The sequence below is a fragment of the Streptomyces sp. NBC_00289 genome (genome assembly GCF_041435115.1).
Classification (GTDB): Bacteria; Actinomycetota; Actinomycetes; order Streptomycetales; family Streptomycetaceae; genus Streptomyces.
Window position 1 is genome coordinate 4934614 of the sequence record NZ_CP108046.1, and the last position, 26410, is coordinate 4961023.

Below are 26410 nucleotides of genomic sequence, written 5' to 3' on the forward strand. Positions count from 1 at the left end.
TTTTCACCGGCCTGGCGGGCGCGGTCGCGGCGGCCCGGGCGGTCCTGGACGAGGCCGAACGGCGATTGGACCTGCTTGGCCCGGTGATCACCGGGCCTGGTGACCACCGGCCGGAACGCGGAGGTCGGATACCGCCGACCTTCACACGGTGAAGGTCGACGGCAGGGCCACGCTCCCCGACCCGGTCGGCGTCGAGCTCGACACAGGCGAGCTCAAGCCCTACAGGGACTGAGTCGCTCCGGCCGGGAGGGCGTCCGACTCGTCCTTCAGGGCGACTCCCGTCGCCCCCAGCTCCCGCGCCCGCTCCATCAGGACCGCGAGCCTGCCCGCCGCCGTCTCGTAGGCCAGTCCCCGTGGCGGCCGGATGTTGGACAGGCAGTTGCGGTCGGCGTCCGTCGTCACCCCCGGCTCCGGCCGGTGGGTGAGGTAGGCGCCCAGCGAGTCCGCCGCCGACATCCCGGGGCGTTCGCCGACGAGGACCACCACCATGGCCGCGCCCATCGTGAACGCGATGTCGTCGCCGAGGGCCACGCGGGCCTGTTCGGCCAGGACGACGGGGGCCACCCGCCAGTGGGCCGGCAGGCGCGAGGCGGTCTCCCGGACCATCGCCGCCGCGTGCTCGTGCACCGCCCGGCTGGACAGCCCGTCCGCGACCACGAACACCACGTCCCACCCCTCGGACGGGAGGTGCGCGCGGTCCGTGGCGTCGAGACACCGGCCCAGGTCCGGCCGCTGGAGATAGGTGAGCCGGTCGGGAGCGGCGCTGCGGACCCGTACGGTCGGCATGCCGGTCAGCGCCGCCGCGACCGTGTCCGGGTCGAAGGGCGAGTGCACCGCGTCCCGGGCGGCCGCGTGCGCGGCCTGGAGTTCCAGGCGGTGGCCGGTCGGCAGTCCGGAGCCGGCCCGTCCCAGTCCGATACGGGCCTGGGTGTGCCGGCGCAGGGCCGACCAGAGCGCCACATCGCCGGTGCCCTGAGCCACTTGCCGGTCCGTCATGCCGCCAGCTCCCTTCCGATGGCGGTGAGCGGATGCGCCGTACCCGACACGTCCCTGATCGCTCCGCCCTCACCCAGCAGCCCGATCGACCCCAGCCATGCCTCGAACTCCGGGGCCGGGCGCAGTCCCAGCACCTCCCGCACATACAACGCGTCGTGGTACGAGGCCGACTGGTAGTTCAGCATGATGTCGTCGCCGCCCGGAGTGCAGATCACGAACGAGGCCCCGGCGACGCCCAGCATCGTCAGCATGGTCGCGATGTCGTCGTCATCGGCGTCGGCGTGGTTGGTGTAGCAGATGTCCAGACCCATCGGCAGGCCGAGCAGCTTGCCGCAGAAGTGGTCCTCCAGGGCGGCCCGCAGGATCTGACGGCCGTCGTACAGGTACTCCGGGCCGATGAAGCCCACCACCGTGTTCACCAGCAGCGGGTCGTACCGGCGCGCGACCGCGTACGCCCTCGTCTCCACCGTCTGCTGGTCCACCCCGTGGTGCGCGTTCGCCGACAACGCGCTGCCCTGGCCCGTCTCGAAGTACATGACGTTGTCGCCGACCGTGCCCCGGTTCAGCGCGCGGGCCGCCTCGTGCGCCTCGTCCAGCATCGACAGCGTGACCCCGAACGACGCGTTCGCCGCCTGTGTGCCCGCGACGGACTGGAAGACCAGGTCGACCGGGGCGCCGCGCTCCATCAGGTCCACGCTCGTCGTGACATGGCACAGCACGCAGGACTGGGTCGGGATCGCGTACCGCCGGATCACCCCGTCGAGCAGCTCCAGCAGGTCCCGTACCGCCCTCGGACTGTCGGTCGCCGGGTTGATGCCGATCACCGCGTCGCCGGAGCCCAGCAGCAGACCGTCCAGCAGGGCGGCGGCCACTCCGGCCGGGTCGTCGGTGGGGTGGTTGGGCTGGAGGCGGGTGGCCAGGCGGCCCGGCAGGCCGATGGTCGAGCGGAACGCCGTCACCACCCGCACCCTGCGCGCCACGGCCACCAGGTCCGCGTTGCCCATCAGCTTGGACACCGCGGCCACCATCTCGGGCGTCAGCCCCGGGGCGAGCGCGGCCAGCGCCGACGCGTCGGCCGCCTCCGACAGCAGCCACTCCCGGAACGCGCCGACCGTCAGCGCGGCCACCGGCGCGAAGGCCGCCGCGTCGTGGGTGTCGACGATCAGCCGGGTCACGTCGTCGCTCTCGTACGGGATCACCGGCTCGGCGAGAAACTCCGCGAGCGGCACCTCCGCCAACGCCCACCGGGCCGCGACGCGCTCCCGCGCCGAGGCGGCGGCGAGCCCGGCCAGCCGGTCGCCGGAGCGCTCGGGGCTCGCGGCGGCGAGCAGGCGCGCGAGGGAGTCGAAGCGGTAGCGGTGGCCGCCGAGGGTGGAGGTGTACGTGCTCATGTCGGCGACCGTACGAGGGGGCCGGGGGTCGGGTCCACGGTCGGCCGGAGAGTTAACCGAGCCGTTCCACGCCCCCGGATTCCAAAGGTCTGGTTGACAGATATTTAACCTGTCGACACCCTTGACCGACTCATTCGGCCTAGAGAGTTCCGGTCCATCAGCAGTGCGCGCGAGCGCTCGGGACACACCAGGAAGGGGCCACCCGATGGCAGTACAGGAGGGCGCCGCCCCGCAGGCGGAGGCCAGCGACACCGCACCCGTCCACCGGCTCAAGCCCAACGCCGTGGGCCTGCTCGGGGTGGTCTTCATGGCCGTCGCGACCGCCGCGCCGATCACCGCCATGACAGGCAATGTGCCCTTCATGGTGTCGTCAGGCAACGGCATCGGCGCCCCCGCGAGCTACCTCGTGGCAATGGTCGTCCTGGCAATCTTTTCCGTCGGCTTCACGTCGATGGCGAAGCACATCACATCCACCGGCGCCTTCTACGGCTTCATCTCCTACGGCCTCGGCCGCACCGTCGGCCTGGCCTCGGGACTGCTCGCCACCTTCGCGTACGTCGTCTTCGAACCGGCACTCATCGGCATCTTCTCGACCTTCGCCACCACCACGCTCAAGGACCAGACGGGCCTCGACATACCGTGGTGGACCTTCGCGATCGTCATGCTCGCGGTCAACGCGGCCGGCACCTGGTTCGGCGTCTCGGTCGCGGAGAAGCTGCTCGTGGTGCTGCTGGCCACCGAGGTGACCGTCCTCGCGGCCATGGCGATCTCGGTAGCGCTGCACGGCGGCGGACCGGACGGCTTCACCTTCGGCCCGGTCAACCCGGTCAACGCCTTCAAGGGCACCTCCGCCGGCCTCGGTCTCTTCTTCGCCTTCTGGTCCTGGGTCGGCTTCGAGTCGACCGCGATGTACGGCGAGGAGTCCCGCGACCCGAAGAAGATCATCCCCAAGGCGACAATGGTCAGCGTCCTGGGCGTCGGTGTCTTCTACGTCCTCGTCTCCTGGATGGCCATCACCGGCAACGGCGAGGCCGAGGCCGTGAAGGCCGCCTCCTCCGCCAACCCGCTCGCGATGCTTCAACCCCACCGAGCGCTACGTCGGCCACTGGGCCGTCGACGTCATGCAGTGGCTGATGATCACCGGCTCGCTCGCCTGCGGCATGGCCTTCCACAACTGCGCCGCCCGCTACATGTACGCGCTGGGCCGCGAGGGCGTCCTGCCGTCCCTGCAGCGGACCATCGGCCGCACCCACGACAGGCACGGCTCCCCGCACATCGCGGGACTGGTCCAGACGGTGGTGAGCGGCGTGCTGATCGCCGCGTTCTGGATCGCGGGCAAGGACCCGTACACGGGCACGTACGTCCTTCTCGCCATCCTCGGCACCATGGCGATCCTGGTCGTCCAGGCCGTGTGCTCGTTCGCGGTGCTGGCCTACTTCCGCTCCCACCACCCCGAGAGCCGGCACTGGTTCCGGACCTTCACCGCCCCGCTCGTCGGCGGCGTGGCGATGCTCGCGGTGGTCGTCCTGCTGGTGTCCAACATGGGTGTGGCGGCCGGTTCGGAGTCGGGTTCGCTGGTGCTGAGGGCGACACCGTGGCTGGTGGCGCTGATCGCGGTGGCGGGCGTCGGATACGCGCAGTACCTGAAGCGCCGCGCACCGCAGCGGTACGCCCTGCTCGGGCGGACGGTGCTGGAGGAAACGAAGGAGCGCTGATCGCTGCTCCGCGGCCGGAGCACCCAGAAGGCCTTGGGCCGGGAGTGACTCCCGGCCCAAGGCCTTCTCAGGCGGGGGCACGCCGCCAGGAGACGACGGTCCGGCGGACGCGGGGAGTTCCGGTGGCCACATGGGGAGTCCCGGCGGGCCGACGGACGCGGGAAGTTCCGGCGGGCCGACAGATGCGGGAACTGTCGGCCGGACGGGTGCGTCCGTTTCGGGCGTGGGACAACGTGCGCAGGCCGCCGGAGGATGCCTGATCGCGGCCGTCGGTGCCGGGGCGGGGCTCGCGCTGTGGTGTGTCGGGGTCCAAGGGCGTATCCGGCGTTTCGAGCAGGGTCCCGACTGGAGCGTTCTCTACGCGGAACTGCCGCTCGCGATCCTCGGCGGGACGGCCCTCGCCCTGGGACTGTGGGCCCTCGCGCACCGCATCAGACTCCGACGCTGAGCCCCTCCAGTCCCCGGATCACGAAGTTCGGCTTCCGCTTCGGCTCCGCCGCCAGGTCGAGCGTCGGGGCCTTCTCCAGCAACGCCCGCATCGAGGCGGCCAGTTCGATCCGGGCGAGCGGCGCCCCGATGCAGTAGTGGATGCCCGCGCTGAAGGAGATGTGCGGGTTCTCCGGGCGGGCCAGGTCCAGCCGTCCGGGGTCGGCGAAGACCTCCGGGTCGTGGTTGGCGGCGCCGAAGAGCATCGCGATCTCCGCTCCCCGGGGGATCACCGTGCCGTCGACCTCGATGTCGTCCAGGACCCAGCGCTCGAAGAGCTGCAACGGGGTGTCGTAGCGCATCAGCTCCTCGACCGCGGACGGCACGAGGGAGTGGTCGGCGCGCAGGGCCGCCAGCTGGTCCGGGTTGCGGAACAGGGCCCACCAGCCGTTGACCGTGGCGTTCACCGTGGCCTCGTGACCCGCGTTCAGCAGGAGCACACAGGTCGAGATCATCTCCTGCTCGGTCAGCCGGTCGCCCTCGTCGTGCGCGGCGATCAGGCCCGAGATCAGATCGTCGCCGGGTTCCTTGCGGCGCTCGGCGATCAGCTCCCGCAGGTAGTCCGAGAACTCGACCGACGCGCGCACCGCCCGGTCCGCCACCTCCTCCGACGGGTTCAGCTCGTACATCCCGCAGATGTCGGCCGACCAGGGCCTGAGTGGAGCCCGGTCGGACTCGGGGATGCCGAGCATCTCGGCGATCACCGCCACCGGCAGCGGCTCCGCCACGTCCGTCAGCAGATCGCCCCCGCCCGCCTCGACCAGCGCGTCCACCAACTCCCCCGCCAGCCCGTGCACATACGGCCGCAGCCGCTCCACCGTGCGCGGGGTGAACGCCTTCGACACCAGGCGCCGGATGCGGGTGTGGTCCGGCGGCTCCAGGTCGAGCATTCCGTGGTCGTTGAGCACATGGAACGGCTCGTGCTCCGCCGGCGGCGCCGTACGCCCGAATTCCTCGTGCGTGAAACGGTGCCGGTAGGCGCGGCCCAGGCGGCGGTCGCGCAGCAGCGCCGAGACGTCCGCGTGGTGCGGCACCAGCCACTGGCGCGTGGGCTCGTAGTACCGCACACGGCCCCGGGCACGCAGGTCGGCGTAGGCGGGGTACGGGTCGGCGAGAAACGCCGGGTCCCAGGGGTCGAACGCGAGGTCGTCAGCAGCTGCCATGGACGGACGCTACCCGGCGGCCCACCTCCGTGACCAGGGACGTCCGCCTCAGCCGGGCGTGACCAGCCTCGCCTCGTACGCGAACACCGCCGCCTGCGTCCGGTCCCGCAGGCCCAGTTTCACCAGGATGCGGCTGACATGCGTCTTGATCGTCGACTCGGCGACCACCAGCCGCCCGGCGATCTCCGCGTTCGACAGGCCCTGCGCGATCAGTACCAGCACCTCCGTCTCCCGGTCGGTCAGATCGCCGTACGCGGCCTGCGCGGACGGCATGAGGCGCGGGGTGCCGGCCAGTTTCGAGAACTCCGTGATCAGCCGCCTGGTCACGGACGGCGCGAGGAGCGCCTCGCCGGACGCCACCACCCGCACCCCTTCGGCGAGCTGGCGTGCCGAGGCGTCCTTGAGGAGGAAGCCGGAGGCTCCCGCCCGCAGCGCCTGGTAGACGTACTCGTCGAGATCGAAGGTAGTGAGCACCAGCACCTTCGCCGCGCCGTCCGCGGCGACGATCTCCCGGGTCGCCTCGATGCCGTTCAGCTCCGGCATGCGGATGTCCATCAGCACCACGTCCGGCGTGAGGTCACGGACGCGGTCGACCGCCTCCCGCCCGTTCACCGCCTCGCCCACGACCTCGATGTCCGGCATCGCGTTCAACAGGACCGAGAAGCCCTCGCGCACCATCATCTGGTCGTCCGCGATCAGTACGCGGATCGTCATGCGTCACCTTCGCTCACACTCGCGACGGGCAGGAACACCGCCACCTCGTAGCCCCCGTCGGCCGCAGGGCCCGCCGTCATCTCGCCGTTCAGCATGGAGACCCGCTCCCGCATGCCGGTGATGCCGTGCCCCGCTCCGGGCGAGGGCTTCACCAGCGACAGCTCGGGCAGCGGGCCGTTGACTATGCGCAGGCCCAGACCGCCGAGGACGTAGCCGATCTCGACCCGGGCACCGGCGCCGGGCGCGTGCCGCAGCGAGTTGCTGAGGGCCTCCTGCACGATGCGGTACGCCGACAGCTCCACGCCCTGCGGCAGCTCGCGCACCGCCCCGGTGACCACCTTCTCCACGTCCAGCCCCGCGTCCCGCACATTGGCGAGCAGCGCGTCCAGATCCGCGAGGGTGGGCTGCGGGGCGTCCGGCGCCTCGTAGTCCTCGGCGCGGACGACGCCCAGGACCCGGCGCAGCTCGGTCAGGGCCGCCACCGCGTTCTCCCGGATGGTGACGAAGGCGCGCTCCAGCTCCGGCGGCGGGTTCTCCACCCGGTAGGGGGCGGCCTCCGCCTGGATGGCGACGACGGACATGTGGTGGGCGACCACGTCGTGCAGCTCGCGGGCGATGGTGGTGCGTTCCTCCAGGAGTGTGCGCCGGGACCGCTCGTGCTCGGTCACCGACTGCTGGGCGGTCACCTCCTGCTCCGCGTCCCGGCGTATGTGCCGGACGGTGACGGCGAGCAGCACGAACGCGGAGATCACCAGCAACGGCGCGGTGTTCGAGGCGTAGTACCCCGCGCCGAAGAAGATCTCGGCCGTGATGCCGTAGGCGGCGGTCAGGGCCCACATCCAGGCCGCCACCCGGGGCCGCGTCCGCAGTGCCACGACCGTCAGCACGATCAGGTGGCAGACGAAGCTGCCGGTCGGGAACGGCCAGTCGTCCCAGCTGTCGCAGAACACCGCGGTCACCGGGACGGCGGCGAAGGAGAGCCAGAAGGCGCCGATGGGCCGGAGCAGCGTCAGCAGCACCGGGCAGAGCGCGAGCAGGGCACTCAGGAAACCGACGAAGTCGCCGGATCCATCGACCGCGGTGTCGGCGATCGCCGCCGAGAGGAGTCCGGCCGCCGCCACCACGGCGTGCGGGAGCCAGACGGCGTACTGGCGGATACGCGGGGACAGCCGCTTGGTCAGCGGACCGTCGGCGCGCAGGGGCGGAAGCGGGTCGTAGGCGAAGGCGTGGTGGAACAGGTCCTGTCGCAGTCCGCGCAGGGCATCCGCGGCCAGCCGGAACTCCGGACTGCGCGGCCTGCTCCCGTCCCCCGGCTGCGGGGTCTGCATCTGGGTCGTCTCGGTCACATACAGAACGGTAGGCGCGGTCCGGGGTCGCGGTCGTCACCAGTGAGAAGGGTCCTTCGACGTCCCTCTCAGGTACTACGGGTCCTGCCAGGGGGCGGGGATCAAGGTCTTGCCGGGGGGCGGGGACCAAAGTCCTGCCGGGGGAGGGGATCAAGGTCCTGCCGGGCGGCGGGCTCAGTACCCGGCCGGACGCACCAGCCCCGACTCGTACGCGAACACCGCCGCCTGCGTGCGGTCCCGCAGGCCCAGCTTCACCAGGATGCGGCCCACATGGGTCTTCACGGTCTGCTCGGCCACGACGAGTCGCTCGGCGATCTCCGCGTTCGACAGTCCCTGCGCGATCAGGGCGAGCACCTCCGTCTCGCGTTCGGTCAGATCGCCCACGCGTTCCTTGAGCGGGGAGCGGGGCCTGCCGTCCAGACGGGAGAACTCGGCGATCAGACGGCGGGTGATGCCCGGCGCGAGCAGGGCGTCGCCGGCCGCCACCACCCGTACCGCCTCGGCCAGTTGGTCCGCGGACGCGTCCTTCAGCAGGAACCCGGACGCGCCGGCGCGCAGCGCCTCGTACACGTACTCGTCGAGGTCGAAGGTGGTGAGCACCAGCACCTTGATGTCGGGCCGCTCGCCGGTGATACGGCGGGTTGCCTCGATGCCGCCGAGCTCCGGCATGCGGATGTCCATGAGAACGACGTCCGGGGTGAGTTCGGCGACCTTGACGACGGCGTCCATCCCGTCGACCGCCTGACCGATCACCTCGATGTCCGGCTTGGTGTTGAGCAGCACGGTGAAGCCCTGCCGGACCATCTGCTGGTCGTCGGCGATGAGTACGCGGATGGTGCCGCTCGTCATGAGGTCTCTCCTGTCAGGGGTCCGGCCGAGGCGTCGGGATCGACGAAGTCGACGGAGGCGGCGGAGGTGTACGAGGTGTCGGAAGTACGGGAAACAGCCGGCGTGCCCGGCACGTCCGGGGTCTCGGGCTCGGTGTCGGCGTTGCCGTCCCGGGGGAGGTACGCGGAGATCGCGAAGCCGCCGTGCAGGGTCTCGTTCGCGGTGACATGGCCGCCCAGCATCGCCGCCCGCTCGCGCATGCCGAGCAGGCCGTGCCCGGCACCGGGGGAGCGCGGAACGGGGTACTGCGGACGGGAGTTGATGACGCTCAGGTACAGCCCGCGCGGGAAGTGGTGGATGTCGACGCGGACGGTGGAACCAGGCGCGTGCCGCAGGGCGTTGCTCAGGGCCTCCTGGATGATCCGGTACGCGGACAGCTCGAGGCCGGGCGGGTACGACGGCGCGTCCCCCTCGATGCCCGTGGTGACCGTCAGTCCGGCGGCACGGGTGTTCTCGATCAGGGCGTCGAGACGGTCGAGGGTGGGCTGCGGGGCGTCCGGGGCCGCTCCGGTGCCGGGTCCGCCGAGCCCGTACGGGTCGTCGGGGTTCTCCGAGCGCAGCACCCCGAGGACCCTGCGCAGCTCCGCGAGCGCCTCCACCGCGTTCTGCCGGATACCGGCGAGGTTCTCCTTCAGCTCCTCGGAGGGGTTCTCGGTGAGGTGAGGGGCGACCTGGGCCTGGATGGAGATCACCGACATGTGGTGCGCGACCACGTCGTGCAGCTCGCGCGCGATCCGGCTGCGCTCCTCCAGCAGGGTGCGCCGGGCCCGCTCCTCCGCCGTGATGGTCTCCTGCTCGACCAGCCGGGTGCGGGCCTCGCGGCGGCCGTGCAGGGCGATGCCGAGCACCACGACCACGGCGGACAGACACACCGCGATCACCCCGGTGGGGTCGTAGTCCCCCGCGCCCCACACACCCTCCAGGACATAGGTGACCAGCGCGGTCAGGGCGAGCACCTCGACGGAGACACGGGTGCGCACCCGCAGGGCGACCAGCAGCAGCACGAACAGGTGCGCGACGATGCCGGCCGCGGTCCACGGCCAGGGGAAGGTCTCCCCGTGCACGGCGCCCAGCCGGCCGTGCACCGCCACGGCGCCCACCACCGCGGCCGCCGTCGACAGCCACCATGCCGGGATCGGCCGCCACAGGGCGAGGACCACCGAGCCGCCCTGGGCGCCGGCGATCAGCAACGCCGTCCCGGAACCCAGCCCTCCGCCGTCGTCCAGCTGCGCCGCACCGCCGAGCGCGACTCCGAACGCGGTCAGGCACAACAGGCCGTGCGGCAGCCAGCGCAGCCACAGGGACACGGGCAACGGATCCGCCCGAACGGTCCAGAGGTCGTCGCGCAGCGTCGACAGACAGCGCCGAACACCGCTCACGACCATGCTTCGGCCGCGTCGGCCCCCCGGTTCCGTCACGCCGCCCACCCTAGACACGACGCGCTCCCGGTGACCTCTCTCCTCCGGGGGCACGCTGCACCCGGACCACCCGCGAACGGCTTCGGCTCCCGCGCGGTCCTGGTCGGGCGGCGCGCCGGTGCCCGCCCTGCTCGTGGTGGCGGAAGGCCGTCCAGCACACCGCGAGAGCCAGGACGAAGACCGGGAGCCAGGCCAGTCGGGCCGCGACCCAGGTGAGGTCGTCGGGGCGGGTGTGCAGGCCCGGGAGGTGACCGGCGAGGAGACCGGTGGCCGTGGTCGCCATGAGGGCCGTCTGGTGCCAGAGGAAGATCGTCATCGCGGAGAGGTTGACGAACGCCACCACAGCCCAGGCCGACGGGCGGCGCATGGCGTGACGCAGCCGGTCGCGCAGCAGCAGGGCGAGGCCGCACTGGGCCAGACCGAAGGTGACGGCGGCCAGCGTCGGCGGGTTGAGGTTGGAGACCGCGGCACCCGGGACGCCGACCATGGACGCCGGATAGCCGGCCCAGGCGACCAGTGCCGCGGTCGCCGCGGCCCCGCCCACCAGCAGGGTCCAGGCCGCCCGGCGGCGGTCCAGCTCACCGCGGGTCCAGGCCGCGCCGAGGGTGTAGGGCATCAGCCAGCCCGCCGCCACGTTGACCCAGCCGAGCCAGGACGGGCCGCCGAGGCCGAAGCGCAGGAGATCCACATGGAGGACGACGGCGAGCGGCCACAGCGGGTTGAGCCGGGCCAGCAGCGGAGTGGCGGCCGTCAGCGCGGCGAAGACCACGAGGAACCACATCGGGGACAGGGCGAGCTTCACCAGTGCGCGGACCGTCTCGAACTCGGCGCCCGCGAGCAGCAGGGCCACCGCCGCCACCGTCCACAGCGTCGCAACGGCCGCCACCGGTCTGAACAGTCGGGACAGCCGGGCCGCGAGCCAGTGCCGGTAGGCGGTGCCGCGGCTCCGCGCCGAGGCATGACCGCGGGTCGCCACATGACCGCCGACCAGGAAGAACACGGCGAGGGGCTGGAACACCCAGGAGATCGGGGCCAGCCAGGGCATGTGCTGCAAGGGGCTCGCGGTGCGCAGCGTCCCGCCGTCCGCGACCAGGGCGGTCACCAGCCAGTGCCCGAGGACCACGCCGAGGATCGCGAACGCGCGCAGGGCGTCGACGGCACGGTCCCGCTCCACGGGGGTGGCCACGTCGATCCGGTGGGCGGCCTGCCGTAGGGCCTGCCACGTGCCCTGCCCCTCGCCGTGCCCCCCGCTGGGCCGAGCGCCTGGCCGGGCGTGCTGCCGGGCATCCCGCCGGATTTTCCGCGGAGTCGCCTTTCCCACGGTGTGCCGGTTCGTCTCACGCACGGGCCACCTCCGAGGTCTCGCCGAGGACGATCCGGGTCAGGTTGGTGAGCGAGGCCGAGCCCGGGGTGAAGTAGTCGCTGTGGCCGCCGTCGCCTGCCGCGAAGACGCGCGCGCCGAAGGCCGGTGACACCGGGTCCCTGCCGAAGCCGACGGTGGCGCCGAGAAGGTCGGTTCTGACGTGCGGTACGTCGGCCACCCAGTCGGCGGCGCCGCGGGCCGCCCAGATGCGGGCCGGCGTGTGCAGCGCCGCGGCGGAGTCGACGCCGGTGCCGGGACTGCCGATGAGGGCGATGTCATCGACGGCCAGGCCGGAGGCGGCGCGGCCGCAGACGACCGATCCGTACGAGTGACACAGCAGCGCGACCTGGGCCCTCCGGCCCGCGATGATGTGCAACCGCTCGATGAACGCGCGCAGTTGAGGGGCCGCCTGCTCGGCGCGACCCGTCGTGAGGACCGTCGCGCTGATCGTGCCGGGCGTCCGGTAGCCGAGCCAGGCCACGACGGCGGTGCGGGTGCCGGCCGGGGCCCGGCCGGTGAGCTGCCGTTGCAGGGCGACGGCTCCGGCGCGGAAGCGGCCGTACGTGTCGAGGCTCGTATCGGAGCCCGGGACCAGGACGGCGACGCGGTCGGCACGGGCCAGGTCACCGAAGACCTCGGTCGCCAGGCCGGGGCCACGCCCGTCGAAGGCGAGGAAACGGCGCGACGGACCGGCCATGGAGCGCTCCGCCGCCGCGCGGCCGGTGTCGCCGTGCGCGGCGGCCATGCGGGACGCCTGCGCGGCGTTGGCACGGTTGGCCGCGTAGGCCGCGCCCAGCGTGCCCGCCGTCAGCGGCGCGAGGACCGCCGGAGCGGGGGCGGGGATCTCCGGGCGGGCGGCGGCGGAGAGCGGCGCCACGACGGCGCCGGTGACGAGAGCGGCGAGCAACGCACGGCGCCAACGGCCCGCGCGACGCCGCCCGCGCGGCCGTTCCCCCGACCGCCGACCCCCCGTCGCACCGCCGTCGGCAGCACTCGCGACCACCGTCGTACGGTCGTTGTCCGCGACCACGAACGCACCCGCCGCCGTACGACCGACACCCGCGCCCGCACCCGCGCCTGATCCCGCGCCTGATCCCGCGAACGAGCCGACGCCCGCAAACGAGCCCACCACCGCCGCCGCACCGTTCCCCGCACCCCGGCGTGCCCCCGCAGCCCCCGCAGACCCGCCCGCCCCCGTAGCGGCCCCCGCGACCCCGGCGGTCATCCCGCTGCCCGCGGTCTCCCCCGTAGCGAACCCCATGGTCCTCTTCCCTCCCCGTCCGCCCGGTCATCGGGCGTCCACAGTGGGGAAGTTACGGATCACGGGTCGTCACCCGCGTCCCGCCAGGGAGCTCACCTTCGCTGTAGCTCTCAGGTACTACGGGTATGACAGAGGCGGCCGCACAGACGGCGCACCGAGGCGGCTCACCAGGCCAGTTGTGCGATCTCCTCCACCACCACCGCGCAGGCGTCCGCGGCCGGGTCGATGAGGGGGAAGTGGCCGACGTCCTCCAGCAGCGTCAGGCCGACGACCTCGCCGGCCTTCGCCGCCGCGTCCGCGTACGCCTCGGCGACCGCCTCCGGGACCACCACGTCGGCGCGGCCCTGTACCAGGGTGGTCGCGATGCCCGTGGGGAGCAGCAGGGAGGGGTCCGCGTAAGGGCGTCGCACAGCGAACTCTTCGTCGTTTCCCAGCAGTTGGTGCGCGGCGCCGCCGCAGACGTCCAGCTTCCCGGCGACCTCGAAGTCGGCGATGGGGGCGAGCGCGACCACTCCGCGCAGCGGGGCCGGACGGTCGGTGCGCCAGGGGGCGTCCGGTGGGAGCACATGCCGGGCCGCCGCCCACAGGGCCAGGTGACCGCCCGCCGAGTGGCCGGTGATCACCATGCGGCGCGGGTCGGTCTGCGGGAGCAGCTCACGCACGAGCGCGGGCAGCGCGTCCAGCGCGGCGGCCACGTCGTCGAAGGTGTCCGGCCAGCGGCCCGCGACGGAGGGGCCCTGCGCCGGATCGGCCGGCCCGCGCCGGTACTCGACGTTGGCGACGGCGAAGCCCCGGCGGGTCAGGAAGCCCGCGAACGGGGTGATGTGCCGGCGGTCGTAGGGGGCGCGCCAGGCACCGCCGTGCAGCAGGACGACGATCGGGGTGGCGAGCGTGCCCGGCCCTGCCTCGCCACGCGGGGCGTAGAAGTCGATCACCTGATCGGGGTGGTCGCCGTACGCGGCGGTGACGTCGGGATCGACGGCGGGGTGCGAGAAGGCCGACTCCTCCTCAGCGGCCGCGGCGGCGGCACGAGCGTCGTCCGGCATGCTCCAACCTCTCAAAGGCGTAACGGATTTGACGGACCAGGAGAGAATTCGGCCGTTGGCGGGGACGGTATCAGCCCGGTGACGTGCGCCGACACGCGGATGTCACGCTCGGTGAGTGCCGAGCGATCACCGGGCCCCCGACGCCCCCGCCCGGGCCTCAGCCCGCCAGCACCTCCCCCAGCACCCTGGCCGCCCGCTCCACGTCACCGAATCCGACGTACAGCGGTGTGAATCCGAACCGCAGGACGTCGGGCCGGCGGAAGTCGCCGACCACGCCCCGCTCGATGAGCCGCCGCATCACCTCTCCCGCGTCCTCGCACCGCAACGCGACCTGGCTGCCCCGTTCCTCGTGAGCGGCCGGCGTCAGGGACTCCACCCGCCCCTCGGCGACGTACTGCCCGACGCACTCCAGGAAGAAGTCCGTCAGGTTCAGCGACTTGGCGCGAACCGCCTCGATCGTGACGCCGTCCCAGACGTCGAGGGCGGCCTCCAGGGCGAGCATGGACAGGATGTCCGGGGTGCCCACCCGGCCGCGCGGCGCGCCCGCCGCCGGTTCGTAGTCGGGGCGCATGCCGAAGGGCTCGGCGTGGGAGTTCCAGCCGGGCAGCGGGGAGTCGAAGCGATCCTGGAGCTCACGCCGTACGTACAGGTAGGCGGGCGAACCCGGCCCGCCGTTCAGGTACTTGTAGGTGCAGCCGACGGCAAGGTCGACGCCGTGTTCGTCGAGCCCCACCGGCAGGGCGCCCGCGCTGTGGCACAGGTCCCAGACGGCGACCGCGCCCGCCGCGTGCACGGCGGAGGTCAGCGAGGGGAGGTCGTGGAGCCGGCCCGTGCGGTAGTCGACGTGGTTCAGCAGAACCGCGGCCGTACGCCCGCCCAGCGCCCCCCGCACCCGCGCCGGTGTGACCGGACGCAGTGTGCAGCCGGTCATCCGGGCGGCCGACTCGGCCATGTACCCGTCCGTGGGGAACGTCGTCGCGTCGACGACGATCTCGTCCCGGCCGCTGTCGGTGAGCCGCGCGAGCCGCACCGCCCCGACAAGTGCCTTGAAGACGTTGACACTTGTCGAGTCGCCCACCACGATCTGCCCGGCCGCCGCGCCGACCAGCGGAGCGATCCGGTCGCCGATCCGCTCGGGCGCCGTCCACCAGCCGCTCTCGTCCCAGGACCGGATGCGGAGCGAACCCCACTGCCGGCGTACGACGTCGTCGAGGTGTCCGGGTACCGAGACGGGCAGTGCGCCGAGTGAGTTGCCGTCCAGGTAGACGACGTCGTCGAGGACGAACCGCGCGCGCAGGTCGGCCAGTTCGTCGCCCGCGTCCAGCTTCTCCGCCCTGACGGCCGCTTCTGTCGCTTCGGCCGCTTCGGTCGCTTCGGTCGGCTCAGACATGGGACCGCGCCGTCCACAGCTCCGGGAAGACGTTCTTCCGCGCGCGCTTCTCCAGCCAGGCCACTCCGGCGGAGCCGCCCGTGCCGGCCTTCGCGCCCATCGCGCGGCGGGTGGCGACCAGGTGGTCGTTGCGCCAGCGCCACACCAGCTCGGCGACGTCGGTCAGCGCCTCGCCCAGCCGGGCGACCTCGTCGTCCGCGGCTCCCGAGTAGACGGCCGTCCACACCGCCTCGACCTGCTCCGAGGGCTCGTGGCGCCGTGCGACGTCACGCGAGAGCACGTCCTGCGGGACCGGGTGCCCGCGCCGGGCGAGCAGCGCCAGCACCTCGTCGTAGAGGCTCGGCTCGTGCAGGGCCTTCTCCAGCTCCGCGTGGACGCGGGGCGCGCCGCGGTGCGGGACCAGCATGGACGCGGACTTGTCGCCGAGCAGGAACTCCATACGCCGGTACATCGCCGACTGGAAGCCGGAGCCCTCGCCGAGGGCGGAGCGGTAGGAGTTGAACTGGGCCGGCGTGAGTTGTCCGAGCGGCTTCCAGGAGGCGTTCAGCGCCTCCAGCTCCCGTACGGACCGCTTCAGCGCGTCGATCGCGACCGGCACCCGGTCCTCCCGCAGCGCCTGCGCCGCGGTCTCCCACTCGTGGACGATCACCGTGAACCACAGCTCCATGACCTGGGTCGTGACCAGGAAGACCATCTCTCCGGGATCGTCGGAGAGGGTGTGCTGGAGGTGGGTGAGCACGTCCGCCTTGACGTAGTCCTCGTACGGCGTCGTGCCTGCGAAGTCGAGATGCGGGGTCTCGGGCTCCGAAGCCTCGTGGGGCTGAGCCTGGTGGGACATCGCTGTCTCCTGTACCTGTACTCCGGGTAGCGGTCCGCCCCTGCCGTTGTCGACACGGGGGCCCCGGTCCCCACCGGCATCCTCCGCAATCGTCCCCCGAAAGTGCAAGGCCCGCCCGGTCACACCTGCACCGGGCGGGCCTCACGCTGCCGAGGAGGGACTAGCCCAGCGTCTGGGCCGCCGCCGGCGAGGAGTCCTTCAGGAACTGCGAGCAGCGCTCGTACTCCTCCTGCTCGCCGATCGACTGCGCGGCGCGGGCCAGGGCGTGCAGGGCCCGCAGGAAGCCACGGTTCGGCTCGTGCTCCCAGGGCACCGGGCCGTGCCCCTTCCAGCCGTTGCGGCGCAGGGCGTCCAGGCCGCGGTGGTATCCCGTTCGGGCATAGGCGTACGACTCCACCACGCTCGCCCGCTCGAACGCGTCGTCGGCGAGCTGGGCCCAGGCCAGGGAGGAGGTGGGGTACTTGGCGGCGACGTCGGCGGGCGGGGTGCCGGCCGCGAGCAGCTCGCGCGGCTCCGGGTCGTCGGGGAGCTGGGTCGGGGGCGGCCCCCCGAGAAGGTTCTCGTGAATGGACATGGGTCAAGTCTCCTCCATGCCCGGCCCACCATCTCCATGCCCGGCCCACGCACCCTCGCCGTCGGTCCGCTAACCGATCCGCTTCCGCGCCCGCTCCCCCTCCAGCGGCGGGGTGGTGACCCATCCGTGCGTGCGGCACTCGGGGAGCCGGCAGTCCGGCGGGGGCCGCCGGACGGTCGCGAAGGCGAGTGCCGACCCCACCACCAGCACTCCCGCGCACACCACCATCGCCCGGCCGAACGCGGCGTCGAAGGCCGTCGGCGACCGGTACGACTCCTCGCCCATCCCGGCGACGAGCGGCAGCGCGGCGACCGCGATCAGGCCGGCCGCGCGGGCCGCCGCGTTGTTGATGCCGCTTGCCAGGCCGGCCCGAGCGGTCTCCACCGAGGCCAGGACGGTGGCGGTCAGCGGCGCGACCAGGGAGACCAGGCCGGCGCCCATGACCAGCAGGGCCGGCAGCACGTCGGTGAGGTACGAGGCGTCCGGCCCCACCCGCAGCATCAGCAGCATGGCGGCGGCACACAGGAGCGGGCCGACGGTGAGCGGGATCCGCGGGCCGATCCGCTGGGCCAGCTCGCCCGAGCGGGCCGAGAACAGCAGCATCATCACGGTCGTCGGCAGCAGTGCGGTACCGGCCTGGAGCGCCGAGTAGCCGGCCACGACCTGGAGCTGGAGCGCGGTGAGGAAGAAGAAGCCGCCGAAGGCCGCGTACACGCACAGCGTCACCAGGTTGACGGCCGTGAACTGGCGCGACGCGAAGATGTCCAGCGGCATCATCGGGTCGGCGCTGCGCTTCTCGACCTGGACGAAGGCGACGCCCGCGGCCACCCCCGCCACCGTGGCGAGCACGACGACGAGGGAGCCGCTCCGGGCCTCGATCAGCGCGTACGTCACCAGGGCGAGCGCCAGGGCACCGAGTGCCGCGCCGAGCACGTCGAAGCGTCCGTGCTTCCGGCCGTCGCCGGACTCGGGGACGTGCCGCAGCGCGATGGGGGCGCACGCCAGGGCCAGCGGAACGTTCAGCAGGAACACCCAGCGCCAGCCGGGGCCGTCCACCAGCCAGCCGCCGAGGAACGGGCCGACCGCCGCGCCGATGCCGCCGAACCCGGACCACATGCCCACGGCCCGGCTCCGGTCGTCGTGGTGGAAGGACGCCTGGATGAGGGCGAGCGAGCCCGGGGTGAGAAGGGCGCCGCCGATCCCCTGCAGGGCGCGGGCGGCGACGAGGACGCCGGCGTTCGGGGCGAGCCCGCAGAGGAGGGAGGCGACGGCGAACCAGACGACGCCGATCACGAAGACCCTGCGCCGGCCGTAGCGGTCACCGAGGGAGCCGCCGAGGAGGATCAGCCCGGCCAGCGTGAGCATGTACGCGTTGACCGTCCACTGCAGGGCGGCCAGGCTCGCGTCGAAGTCACGTCCGATGCGGGGCAGGGCGACGTTGATGACGGTCGAGTCCAGCGTCGCCATGCTGGAGCCGAGCACGGTGGTCAGGAGAATCCACTTGCCCTGCGGGGAGGCCAGCCGTACGTCGGGCATCACCCAGGTATACAACGAGCCCGGTGCCGTGGCACCGGGCTCGCCGAAAGCCGCTGATCGCTCGGCCGGTTGTCCGGCCTCGGGTCCCCTGAACCCGGGTCCCCTGGTCCGAAGTTATACGATCTTCGGTGGCCCGATCTTCGGTTGCTTGATCTCCGGTTACTTGATCTTCGTGCCGGCGGAGCGCAGGTGCTGCGTCGCCTCGACGACCCGGGCGGCCATGCCCGCCTCGGCCAGCTTGCCCCAGGTGCGGGGGTCGTAGGTCTTCTTGGAGCCGACCTCGCCGTCGACCTTCAGGACACCGTCGTAGTTCCTGAAGACGTGGTCGGCGACGGGACGCGTGAAGGCGTACTGCGTGTCCGTGTCGATGTTCATCTTGACGACGCCGTTCTCCAGCGCGGTGGCGATCTCCTCCGCGGAGGAGCCGGAGCCGCCGTGGAAGACGAAGTCGAACGGCTGGGAGCCGGCCGGCTTGCCGTACTTCGCGGCCACGCCCTCGTTCAGCTCCTTGAGGAGGTCGGGGCGCAGCACGACGTTGCCCGGCTTGTACACACCGTGGACGTTGCCGAAGGACGCGGCCAGCAGGTAGCGGCCCTTCTCGCCGAGCCCGAGCGCCTCGACCGTACGCACGGCGTCGTCGACCGTCGTGTACAGCGAGTCGTTGATCTCGTGGGAGACGCCGTCCTCCTCGCCGCCGGTCGGGGTGATCTCGACCTCGAGGATGATCTTGGCGGCGCGGGCGCGCTCCAGCAGTTCCTGCGCGATGGCGAGGTTGTCGGCGAGGGTCTCGGCCGAGCCGTCCCACATGTGGGACTGGAACAGCGGATTGCCGCCGGCCTTGACGCGCTCCTCGGAGATGGCGAGCAGCGGTCGCACGTACCCGTCGAGCTTGTCCTTCGGGCAGTGGTCGGTGTGCAGGGCGACCGTCACCGGGTACTTCTCGGCGACGATGTGCGCGAACTCGGCCAGCGCCACGGCACCGGTGACCATGTCCTTGCTGTACTGGCCGCCGAGGAACTCCGCACCACCCGTGGAGATCTGGACGATGCCGTCGCTCTCCGCCTCCGCGAAGCCGCGCAGCGCAGCGTGCAGGGTCTGGGTCGAGGTCACGTTGATGGCCGGGTAGGCGAACCTGCCTGCCTTCGCCCGGTCGAGCATCTCGTTGTAGACCTCGGGGGTTGCGATGGGCATCTGTCCGCTCCTTGGATGTGCGGGTTGGCGTTCTTTGTCCTACGGCCCTGACCTAGACCTTGGGGGTGACGTCATCGTCGGCCCCATCCTTCCAGACCTGACCGGATGGTCCCGCCCTGGTGTCCAACCTGTGGATAACCCCGGACCGCTCAGTCGAGGCCCAGCTCGTCCTTGGAGTACGCGAAGAGGTACGGAACCCCGGCGCCCTCCTCGATCTTCTCGGCGGCCCCGGTCGCCCGGTCGACGATGGTCGCCACGCCCACGACCTCGGCACCCGCCTCGCGCACGGCCTCGACGGCGGCGAGCGGCGACCCGCCGGTGGTGGAGGTGTCCTCGACGACCAGCACCCGGCGGCCGCTGATCTCCGGGCCCTCGACGCGCCGCTGCAGTCCGTGCGCCTTGGCCGCCTTGCGGACGACGAAGGCGTCCAGCTTCCGGCCGCGCGCGGAGGCGGCGTGCAGCATGGCGGCGGCCACCGGGTCGGCCCCCATGGTCAGCCCGCCGACCGCGTCGAACTCCAGGTCGGCGGTCAGGTCGAGGAGCACCTGCCCGACCAGCGGAGCGGCTTCGCCGTCGAGCGTGATGCGGCGCAGGTCGACGTAGTAGTCCGCCTCCAGACCCGATGACAGGGTCACCTTGCCGTGCACCACGGCCTTGTCCTTGATCTGCTGCAGCAGCTCTCCACGCACGTCAGTCATGCCCGTCAGCTTAGAGGCGGCGCCAGGTCCACGTGGTGCCGGCTTCCAGCGGATCGATCGGTGTGACCAGGCGCGGGAGCGTGTTCAGGCCGTTCGGCGGGCCGGTCTGCGGCTCCACGCACACGGCGGCCTCCTGCTCGTCGTACACCACGACCCACTGCTCGCGGCTGGCCACCCTCAGCTCCAGCTGCCCGGGCCAGGTGACCGTCACGTCGACGCCGTTGGGCATGCCGAAGCAGTCGTCCCAGGGGCCGGGTTTCGGGTCGACGCGGTTGCCGGTGGGGAGGTGGTCGGCGCCGCGCTCCTCCTGCCAGGCGGGCGTGAAGTCGAGCCGGGCGCCTTCGGCCTGCCCGTCACCGAGAGTGCGGTTGAACCACGGGTGCCAGCCGATCTGCGCCGGGAAGGAGGACCCGTACGTCTCCACGGCCATGCCGAGCGTCAGGGAGTTCTCGGTGAGGGCGACGACCTGGGTGACCCGCCCGGGGTGGGGCCAGGGATCGACGAGGTCGTACGTGATGACCGCCTCGTCGGCCGAGACGCGGGCGGTGCGCCAGGCGCCGTCGCGAGCGGTGCCGTGAATGGCGTGCGGCGGGGAGTTGAGCGGCAACTGGCGCGTGACCGCGCCGTCCCGGAACCGTCCGTCGCGGGTCCGGCCGCACCAGGGGACCATCGGGAAACAGCCGAAACGCTCGCCCTGCCGCAGGAGTTCGACGCCGCCGACGCGGAGCCCTCCGATCCGGCCGCCGTTGCCCGGCTGCACGGTCACTTCCGCGTCGCCCGCGGTCAGCGTGATGTCTTCGTTACTCACGGGACGACCCTACTGGGCCGATCAAGAGGGCGTGGCGGGGGCGGGGTGAGCGCGCGGGGCGGCGCGACTGGGGGGCAGCGCCGCCTGCGCTGGACCCGCCCGGCCACGATCGCCGAGGCGCGAACCACCGCCGCCGCGGGCGCCGCCGCGCGGAGGTGACCGCACCAGGCAGCACGACCACCGGTCAGCGCCGCCTGCGTAGCACCCGTCCCGCCACGATCGCCGAGGCGAGAACCACCGCCGCAGCGGGTGCCGCCCAGCGCAGGGCGGATCCGGGGGTGATCGACTGTGGGGCGGGCACGGGGGCGTAGCGGCCGCGCGGCGGGGCGTGGTCCACCTCCTCGGCACTGCGCCCGATCATCGTCCGCCGCGCGTGCGCCGCCTCGGCGGCCGCCGGCTCCTCGAAGTCGTCGGCCGGCCCGGCCACGACGCCCTCGCTGACGTGCGCGTCCAGCGGCTCCGGCTCGGGCTCGGGGTCCTGCTCCGCCACCGGTTCGGGCGTCTGTTCCCGCGCCCCCTCGGACTGCTCGGACGGTTCGGACGGTTCGGGCTCGGGCCGTTGTCCCTCCGTCGTCGCGCCCAGGTTCTCAGCGAAACGGTTCAGCAGCCGGACGACGGCCGAGCCGACCGCCTCTGACGGCAGTTCCGTCACGCGTCCGTCCGCGGCGGCGACCGCCTCGAAGGCGAGCACCGAGCCGCCGTCCGCGTCGCGGAGGCGGAGCGTCAGCGTGAGTTTGACCGATCCGCTGCCGCGCGCCTCGGTGGCGTCGCCCTCGACGGCGTACGAACCGTCGTCCTGGCCGGACACGCGTGCGGTACCCCGGTAGGTGATGGAGTGGCTGCCGACGCGCACTTTCAGCCGGCCGCTGACGGGCTCGGCGCCGGCGTCCTGCTGGAGGCCGGGGACCGCCCGCGCCACCCGCGCGGGATCGGCCAGCGCCTCCCTGAGCCGCTCGGACACAACCGGAACGAACACCTCATGCTCCATGTCGGCCGAGCCTACCCAGTGGCCGCCGCCCCGCACCCGCGTTGACCGAAATAGCCCACGCGCCGGTGTCTCCGCCGGGCCCACCACCAGGGACCCGGGACCGCCGTGCTCCCCGGCAGCCTCCGCTCAGTACCGCGGATGCACCAACGTCGAAACCCGCAGGCCGGTCATCCTGCGGTGCGCTGCCGTGCGGGCCGCCGCGCGGAGGGAGGTCCGGGTCAGGGTGGTGGGGTGGGGGCCGTGGGGGGCGAGCGTCAGGGGTGGGCGGGTGTGGGGGGCGGCGAGGACGAAGCCCCAGTCGTGGGGGGCGCGGCTCGCGCCGGCGGAGCGGTCGGGGCCGGCGGCGAAGCCGGAGTCGCGGCCGCCCACGCAGTAGGGGGCCGTACGGAGACCGGCCGCCCGGATCGTCGTGTCCACCGTCCAGAAGGCGTGGGCGCGGGAGGAGACCGGACCGGCGTGCACGACCAGGCGGCCGTCGGCCGCGAGCACCCGCCGGGCCAGGCCGTAGAACTCCTGCGAGTACAGCTTCGTACTCGCCGTGATGCCCGGATCGGGCAGGTCCGAGATCACCACGTCGTACGCGGCCGACGGCGCCCCGCGCAGCCAGCCGAAGGCGTCCGCCGTGCTGACGTGCACGCGCGGGTCGCCGTACACGTGGCCGTTGAGGGCGGACAGCGCCGGGTCCTGGCGCGCCAGCCGTACGACCGTCGCGTCCCGTTCGACCACGTCGACCCGTCGTACGCCCGGATGCCGCAGCACCTCGCGGACGGCCAGGCCGTCACCCCCGCCGAGGACGAGCACGCGCGCGTGCGGGCCGTTCATCGCGGGCTGGACCAGTGCCTCGTGGTAGCGGTGCTCGTCGCGGCCGCTGACCCGGAGCCGGCCGTCGAGGAAGAGGCCGAGGGGGCGGCCGGGGGTGCCGCCGGTGAGGACGATCTCCTGGACGTCGGTCTGCACCGCGACCCGTACGTCCCGGCCGTAGACGGCCTGCCGGGCGGCCCGTTCGAAGTCGTCGACGAGTGCCGCCGCCGTGGCCAGGACGGCGAGCACGGTGACGTTGACGGCCAGCAGCGTCCAGCGGGTGCGGTGGCTCAGGTCGCGCCGGAACAGGCCGAGGACGAGGGCGCCGCCGGCGACGACGTTGACCGCGCCGGTGAGCAGCGTGCCGGTCAGCTGGCCCAGCCGGGGCAGCAGCAGGAAGGGGAAGGCGAGGCCGCCGACCAGGGCGCCGACGTAGTCCGCCGCGAACAGGTCGGCCACCGCGCCGCCGGCGTCCTGTCGCCGGATCCGCTGGATGAGTTCCATCAGCAGCGGGACCTCGGCGCCGATCAGCAGGCCGATGGCGAGGGAGAAGGCGACCAGGAGGCAACGGGGGCCGCTGCCCCACAGGCCGCCCCAGTCGCCGGTCCAGGCGAAGACGGCGTACAGCGTCATCGCGCTGCAGCCGCCGATGAGCGCGAGGGCCGCCTCGATCGCGCCGAAGCCGGCCGCCGCCCGCCAGCGCAGCCGTTTGGCGGCGAGCGAGCCGATGCCCATCGCGAAGACCATGACGGACAGGACGACGGATGTCTGGGTGACCGAGTCGCCGATCAAGTACGAGGCGAGCGCGACGAGTTCCAGTTCGTACACGAGTCCGCAGGCCGCACAGAGGAAGACGCAGGTGAGGACGAGGAACCGGCCCGTGCCCGGCCGGACGGGCAGCCGCGCGGGGCCTGCCCAGGGCGGCGGGGTGCCGGGCGGGGCGGGCGCGTGCGGTTCGATCACGCTGCGACGTTACGTCACACCCGCAGCACGCTTCGTCACCCACACGTGTGGAACTGGCGGACGGTTGCGCGCTGCGCGTTTGGTCCCTTCGGATGGCCCTCAGACCTCGGACGGGCTGAGGCACGCCCGCTGCGGGCGGCCGGGCCGGGCCGTCGGCACGCCCACCCGGGTCCGGGTCGCCACCAACTGCCCGTCCTGCGGATACGCGTGCCAGGTCCGCCAGTGCACCTGTCCCTCGTACCGTTGGGCGAGCAGTGCCGTGAAGGCGTGGGGGCTGCCCGGGAAGACGCCGGCGAGCCCGTGGGGGTGGTCAGAGACCAGGGCCAGCAACTCCTGGGCGCGGCCCGCGAACGAGCCCGGGGACAGCATTTCCACTCGGGCGGCGAACTCGTATTCCCAGTCGCCCACCCGCTTGGCGACACCCAGCGGGAGCGGGGTGCTGCTGCCGGCGATGCACGCCACCGTCTCCGAGCAACTTCCGCGCTCCTCCTCCAGGAGGACCTGGTGGGACGCGCCGAGGAGTCTCAACTGAAGCTTTGAGCCGTCCAGTTCGAGGTCGAGCGAGGCGAGGGCGGGCAGCGGCTCGCGTCCCAAAGCCCAGGCGAGGTCAGCCGCGCGCGTGTCGGTGTAGGAGGTGTTGAGGGTCGTGAGCATGGGTCGGCTCCGCAAGCACGCAAAGAACAGGGAGTGTGGGTCCGGCGCACCCCGGGCGACATCGGGGTATCGGCCCGGTCAGCCCAGTCGGGAAGTCAGGAAGTCAGAAGAGGTGTCCGCTGAACGTCCGAGGGGCTGCGGTGGTGGTTTAGAGGGAATCATGAACTGTGGGGCTGCCACAGGGTTTTTACCCAACTTCGTGGGGTTTCCATCCCTCAGAGGGCTCCACAGCTCAACTGTTCAACCTCGGCGTACGCCGGGGCGGCCGATCGTGCGCCACGGCGCCGGGCGCCCGCAGGGGGTGAACCCCGGCGGACACCCGGCGAAACGCGGCGGGGGCCCACCCCCGAACGGGCCCCCGCCGCACGGATGCGGTTCCCCCTGTGCGGAGCTCGGCTGCCCCGTGTCAGCTGCCTCCACCGCATCCGCCGCCGCCCCCGCACGACGACCCGCCGCCGCAGGACGAGCCGCCTCCGCACGACGACCCGCCGCCGCACGAATGCCCGCCGGAGTGACCACCGGAGTGCCCTCCGGAGCCGCCCGAGGACCCGCTGTCTCCCCCGCCGGCCCACCAGCTGCCGCCGCCCGCCGCGCCGTACGACCCGGCACGCCGGCCGTGGACCCGACGGCTGCGCCGGCTGCCGCGTGCGACGTTCACGAGGGCCCCGAAGAACAGAACCGCGATCACCGCCAGGATGATGCCGAAGACCATGGCGTCACCCTCCTTCCGATGTCCCCGAGACGACCCCCCGTGGGCGCCTCGCTTGGTGCGTGCCGGGGAGATGCCCTTCCGTCCCCCGGGCCAAAGCAGAGTTGAGGAACTCCAGAGCTTGGGCGGAGGATGACCGGCATGACCTCCAGCGCACGCCCCCTGCTCAACCGCCGGCTCGCCGAGTTCGGGACGACGATCTTCGCCGAGATGTCCGCCCTGGCCCTGCGGACCGGGTCGATCAACCTCGGGCAGGGCTTTCCGGACACGGACGGCCCCGAGGAGATCCGTGAGGCGGCCGTCCGGGCGTTGCGCGAGGGCCACGGCAACCAGTACCCGCCGGGTCCGGGCGTCCCCGAGCTGCGCACCGCCATCGCCGCGCACCAGCAGCGGCGCTACGGGCTGTCGTACGACCCCGACAGCGAGGTGCTCGTCACCGCGGGCGCCACGGAGGCCATCGCCGCCGCCCTGCTGGCCCTGCTGGAGCCCGGCGACGAGGTCGTCGCCCTGGAGCCGTACTACGACTCGTACGCGGCCTGTATCGCCATGGCGGGCGGCACCCGGGTGCCCGTCACCCTGCGTCCGCACGAGGGCAGCTTCCGGCTCGACCTCGACGAGCTGCGCGACGCGGTCACCGACCGCACCCGGCTGCTGCTCGTCAACACGCCGCACAACCCGACCGGCACGGTCCTGACCCGCGAGGAGCTCACCGCGATCGCCGAGCTGGCCGTCGAGCGCGACCTGCTGGTGATCACGGACGAGGTGTACGAGCACCTGGTCTTCGACGAGGCCGAGCACGTGCCGCTGGCCACGCTGCCGGGGATGCGTGAGCGCACGGTCTCGATCGGCTCGGCCGGCAAGACCTTCTCCTTCACCGGCTGGAAGGTCGGCTGGGTGACGGCGGCTCCCGCGCTGGTGACGGCGGTGCGCTCGGCGAAGCAGTTCCTGACGTACGTGTCGTCCGGCCCGTTCCAGTACGCGGTGGCGGAAGCGCTGGCCCTCCCGGACACGTACTTCGAGGCGTTCCGCGAGGACATGCGGGTCAAGCGGGACCTGCTGTCGACCGGCCTCACGGAGGCGGGCTTCAAGGTGTTCCGGCCCTCGGGCACGTACTTCATCACCACCGACATCCGCCCCCTCGGCGAAACGGACGGCTTCGCCTTCTGCCGCGCCCTGCCGGAACGGGCCGGCGTGGTCGCCATCCCGAACGCGGTCTTCTACGACCACCGCGAGGAGGGCGCACCGTTCGTACGGTTCGCGTTCTGCAAACGCACCGAGATGCTGATGGACGCGGCGGAACGGCTCCGCAAGACGTTCGCGCGATGACCGCCGCCCCGTAGAGCCGGTCGTCGCATTCCTCGTTGCCTGCCGTTACCCAAGCCGGTCACTCGGACGGGTGACGCGGGCTTCGCGGCCGGGGAGGGTGGGTGGGCGGGGTAGTTCTTTCCCCTGGTTCTTTCAGGAGGTCAACGG

23 protein-coding genes and 1 pseudogene are annotated in these 26410 nt (G+C 72.5%); 3 read left to right on the top strand and 21 right to left on the bottom strand.

Translation table 11 applies throughout. From position 1 onward, the window contains the following. Nucleotides 1–219: 219 nt before the first annotated feature. Nucleotides 220–996, bottom strand: coding sequence for an ethanolamine ammonia-lyase subunit EutC (gene eutC / locus OG985_RS22345; RefSeq protein ID WP_371670111.1), 777 nt, complete (start codon nt 994–996; stop codon nt 220–222). Further along, nucleotides 993–2387, bottom strand: a complete 1395-nt coding sequence (locus OG985_RS22350) for an ethanolamine ammonia-lyase subunit EutB (RefSeq protein ID WP_371670112.1) — start codon at nt 2385–2387, stop codon at nt 993–995. The genes eutC and OG985_RS22350 overlap by 4 nt, the downstream gene beginning before the upstream one ends. Before the next feature lie 205 nt (nt 2388–2592). Between OG985_RS22350 and OG985_RS22355 the strand changes: the two are divergent. Continuing rightward, nucleotides 2593–4102: pseudogene (locus tag OG985_RS22355) on the top strand (APC family permease). Between the two features lie 223 nt (nt 4103–4325). Continuing rightward, nucleotides 4326–4550, top strand: coding sequence for a hypothetical protein (locus OG985_RS22360; protein WP_371670113.1), 225 nt, complete (start codon nt 4326–4328; stop codon nt 4548–4550). Here the strand turns inward: OG985_RS22360 and OG985_RS22365 are convergent. The 19 genes from OG985_RS22365 to OG985_RS22455 form a co-directional block, all read right to left on the bottom strand. After that, nucleotides 4534–5751 (bottom strand): cytochrome P450, encoded by a 1218-nt coding sequence (locus OG985_RS22365; protein WP_371670114.1) that lies wholly within the window; start codon nt 5749–5751, stop codon nt 4534–4536. The genes OG985_RS22360 and OG985_RS22365 overlap by 17 nt on opposite strands. Nucleotides 5752–5799: 48 nt before the next feature. After that, a complete protein-coding gene (locus tag OG985_RS22370) occupies nt 5800–6465 on the bottom strand; it encodes a response regulator (RefSeq protein WP_371670115.1) in 666 nt (221 codons plus the stop codon). Continuing rightward, nucleotides 6462–7811 (bottom strand): sensor histidine kinase, encoded by a 1350-nt coding sequence (locus OG985_RS22375; RefSeq protein ID WP_371670116.1) that lies wholly within the window; start codon nt 7809–7811, stop codon nt 6462–6464. Before OG985_RS22375 ends, OG985_RS22370 begins: the two co-directional genes overlap by 4 nt. A 174-nt stretch (nt 7812–7985) precedes the next feature. After that, a complete protein-coding gene (locus tag OG985_RS22380) occupies nt 7986–8660 on the bottom strand; it encodes a response regulator (RefSeq protein ID WP_371670117.1) in 675 nt (224 codons plus the stop codon). Beyond that, on the bottom strand, nt 8657–10084 hold the full coding sequence (locus tag OG985_RS22385) for a sensor histidine kinase (RefSeq protein ID WP_371674460.1): 1428 nt from the start codon (nt 10082–10084) through the stop codon (nt 8657–8659). Before OG985_RS22385 ends, OG985_RS22380 begins: the two co-directional genes overlap by 4 nt. A gap of 43 nt (nt 10085–10127) precedes the next feature. Continuing rightward, a complete protein-coding gene (locus OG985_RS22390) occupies nt 10128–11309 on the bottom strand; it encodes an acyltransferase (protein WP_371674461.1) in 1182 nt (393 codons plus the stop codon). Nucleotides 11310–11454: 145 nt separating this feature from the next. After that, the gene (locus tag OG985_RS22395) at nt 11455–12483 is read right to left on the bottom strand and encodes an alpha/beta hydrolase (protein ID WP_371674462.1); all 1029 of its coding nucleotides are present in this window, start codon (nt 12481–12483) and stop codon (nt 11455–11457) included. Nucleotides 12484–12905: 422 nt separating this feature from the next. Then, nucleotides 12906–13787, bottom strand: a complete 882-nt coding sequence (locus OG985_RS22400; protein ID WP_371670118.1) for an alpha/beta hydrolase — start codon at nt 13785–13787, stop codon at nt 12906–12908. A 157-nt stretch (nt 13788–13944) separates the two neighbouring features. Then, nucleotides 13945–15177, bottom strand: a complete 1233-nt coding sequence (kynU, locus tag OG985_RS22405) for a kynureninase (RefSeq protein WP_371670119.1) — start codon at nt 15175–15177, stop codon at nt 13945–13947. After that, nucleotides 15170–16015 (bottom strand): tryptophan 2,3-dioxygenase family protein, encoded by an 846-nt coding sequence (locus OG985_RS22410; protein WP_371670120.1) that lies wholly within the window; start codon nt 16013–16015, stop codon nt 15170–15172. The genes kynU and OG985_RS22410 overlap by 8 nt, the downstream gene beginning before the upstream one ends. A 160-nt stretch (nt 16016–16175) precedes the next feature. After that, nucleotides 16176–16589: a DUF3151 domain-containing protein gene (locus tag OG985_RS22415; protein WP_371670121.1), complete on the bottom strand. Its 414-nt coding sequence runs from the start codon at nt 16587–16589 to the stop codon at nt 16176–16178. 69 nt (nt 16590–16658) lie between these two features. Next, nucleotides 16659–18125: an MFS transporter gene (locus OG985_RS22420; RefSeq protein ID WP_371670122.1), complete on the bottom strand. Its 1467-nt coding sequence runs from the start codon at nt 18123–18125 to the stop codon at nt 16659–16661. A 159-nt stretch (nt 18126–18284) separates the two neighbouring features. Then, complete coding sequence (fbaA, locus tag OG985_RS22425; RefSeq protein ID WP_371670123.1) at nt 18285–19316, bottom strand: class II fructose-bisphosphate aldolase; 1032 nt, start codon at nt 19314–19316, stop codon at nt 18285–18287. A gap of 149 nt (nt 19317–19465) precedes the next feature. Beyond that, entirely contained in the window at nt 19466–20014 is a 549-nt protein-coding gene (pyrE, locus tag OG985_RS22430) for an orotate phosphoribosyltransferase (RefSeq protein WP_371670124.1), read from the bottom strand. A 10-nt stretch (nt 20015–20024) separates the two neighbouring features. Further along, on the bottom strand, nt 20025–20822 hold the full coding sequence (locus tag OG985_RS22435) for an aldose 1-epimerase (RefSeq protein WP_371670125.1): 798 nt from the start codon (nt 20820–20822) through the stop codon (nt 20025–20027). A 184-nt stretch (nt 20823–21006) separates the two neighbouring features. Then, complete coding sequence (locus OG985_RS22440; RefSeq protein ID WP_371670126.1) at nt 21007–21810, bottom strand: SRPBCC domain-containing protein; 804 nt, start codon at nt 21808–21810, stop codon at nt 21007–21009. A 126-nt stretch (nt 21811–21936) separates the two neighbouring features. Further along, the gene (locus tag OG985_RS22445; RefSeq protein ID WP_371670127.1) at nt 21937–23574 is read right to left on the bottom strand and encodes a polyamine aminopropyltransferase; all 1638 of its coding nucleotides are present in this window, start codon (nt 23572–23574) and stop codon (nt 21937–21939) included. A 99-nt stretch (nt 23575–23673) separates the two neighbouring features. Further along, entirely contained in the window at nt 23674–24228 is a 555-nt protein-coding gene (locus OG985_RS22450; protein WP_371670128.1) for a DUF2617 family protein, read from the bottom strand. A gap of 406 nt (nt 24229–24634) precedes the next feature. Beyond that, nucleotides 24635–24940: a hypothetical protein gene (locus OG985_RS22455; RefSeq protein ID WP_371670129.1), complete on the bottom strand. Its 306-nt coding sequence runs from the start codon at nt 24938–24940 to the stop codon at nt 24635–24637. 129 nt (nt 24941–25069) lie between these two features. On the opposite strand from OG985_RS22455, the gene OG985_RS22460 reads away from it, so the two are divergent. Then, complete coding sequence (locus tag OG985_RS22460; protein WP_371670130.1) at nt 25070–26263, top strand: pyridoxal phosphate-dependent aminotransferase; 1194 nt, start codon at nt 25070–25072, stop codon at nt 26261–26263. The last annotated feature ends 147 nt before the right edge of the window (nt 26264–26410 follow it).

Coding starts and splice junctions, on each gene's coding strand:
- eutC (WP_371670111.1), bottom strand. CDS start 996: ATGACGGACCGGCAAGTGGCTCAGGGCACCGGCGATGTGGCGCTCTGG.
- OG985_RS22350 (WP_371670112.1), bottom strand. CDS start 2,387: ATGAGCACGTACACCTCCACCCTCGGCGGCCACCGCTACCGCTTCGAC.
- OG985_RS22365 (WP_371670114.1), bottom strand. CDS start 5,751: ATGGCAGCTGCTGACGACCTCGCGTTCGACCCCTGGGACCCGGCGTTT.
- OG985_RS22370 (WP_371670115.1), bottom strand. CDS start 6,465: ATGACGATCCGCGTACTGATCGCGGACGACCAGATGATGGTGCGCGAG.
- OG985_RS22380 (WP_371670117.1), bottom strand. CDS start 8,660: ATGACGAGCGGCACCATCCGCGTACTCATCGCCGACGACCAGCAGATG.
- OG985_RS22385 (WP_371674460.1), bottom strand. CDS start 10,084: ATGGTCGTGAGCGGTGTTCGGCGCTGTCTGTCGACGCTGCGCGACGAC.
- OG985_RS22400 (WP_371670118.1), bottom strand. CDS start 13,787: ATGCCGGACGACGCTCGTGCCGCCGCCGCGGCCGCTGAGGAGGAGTCG.
- kynU (WP_371670119.1), bottom strand. CDS start 15,177: ATGTCTGAGCCGACCGAAGCGACCGAAGCGGCCGAAGCGACAGAAGCG.
- OG985_RS22410 (WP_371670120.1), bottom strand. CDS start 16,015: ATGTCCCACCAGGCTCAGCCCCACGAGGCTTCGGAGCCCGAGACCCCG.
- OG985_RS22415 (WP_371670121.1), bottom strand. CDS start 16,589: ATGTCCATTCACGAGAACCTTCTCGGGGGGCCGCCCCCGACCCAGCTC.
- OG985_RS22420 (WP_371670122.1), bottom strand. CDS start 18,125: ATGCCCGACGTACGGCTGGCCTCCCCGCAGGGCAAGTGGATTCTCCTG.
- fbaA (WP_371670123.1), bottom strand. CDS start 19,316: ATGCCCATCGCAACCCCCGAGGTCTACAACGAGATGCTCGACCGGGCG.
- pyrE (WP_371670124.1), bottom strand. CDS start 20,014: ATGACTGACGTGCGTGGAGAGCTGCTGCAGCAGATCAAGGACAAGGCC.
- OG985_RS22440 (WP_371670126.1), bottom strand. CDS start 21,810: ATGGAGCATGAGGTGTTCGTTCCGGTTGTGTCCGAGCGGCTCAGGGAG.
- OG985_RS22450 (WP_371670128.1), bottom strand. CDS start 24,228: ATGCTCACGACCCTCAACACCTCCTACACCGACACGCGCGCGGCTGAC.
- OG985_RS22455 (WP_371670129.1), bottom strand. CDS start 24,940: ATGGTCTTCGGCATCATCCTGGCGGTGATCGCGGTTCTGTTCTTCGGG.
- OG985_RS22460 (WP_371670130.1), top strand. CDS start 25,070: ATGACCGGCATGACCTCCAGCGCACGCCCCCTGCTCAACCGCCGGCTC.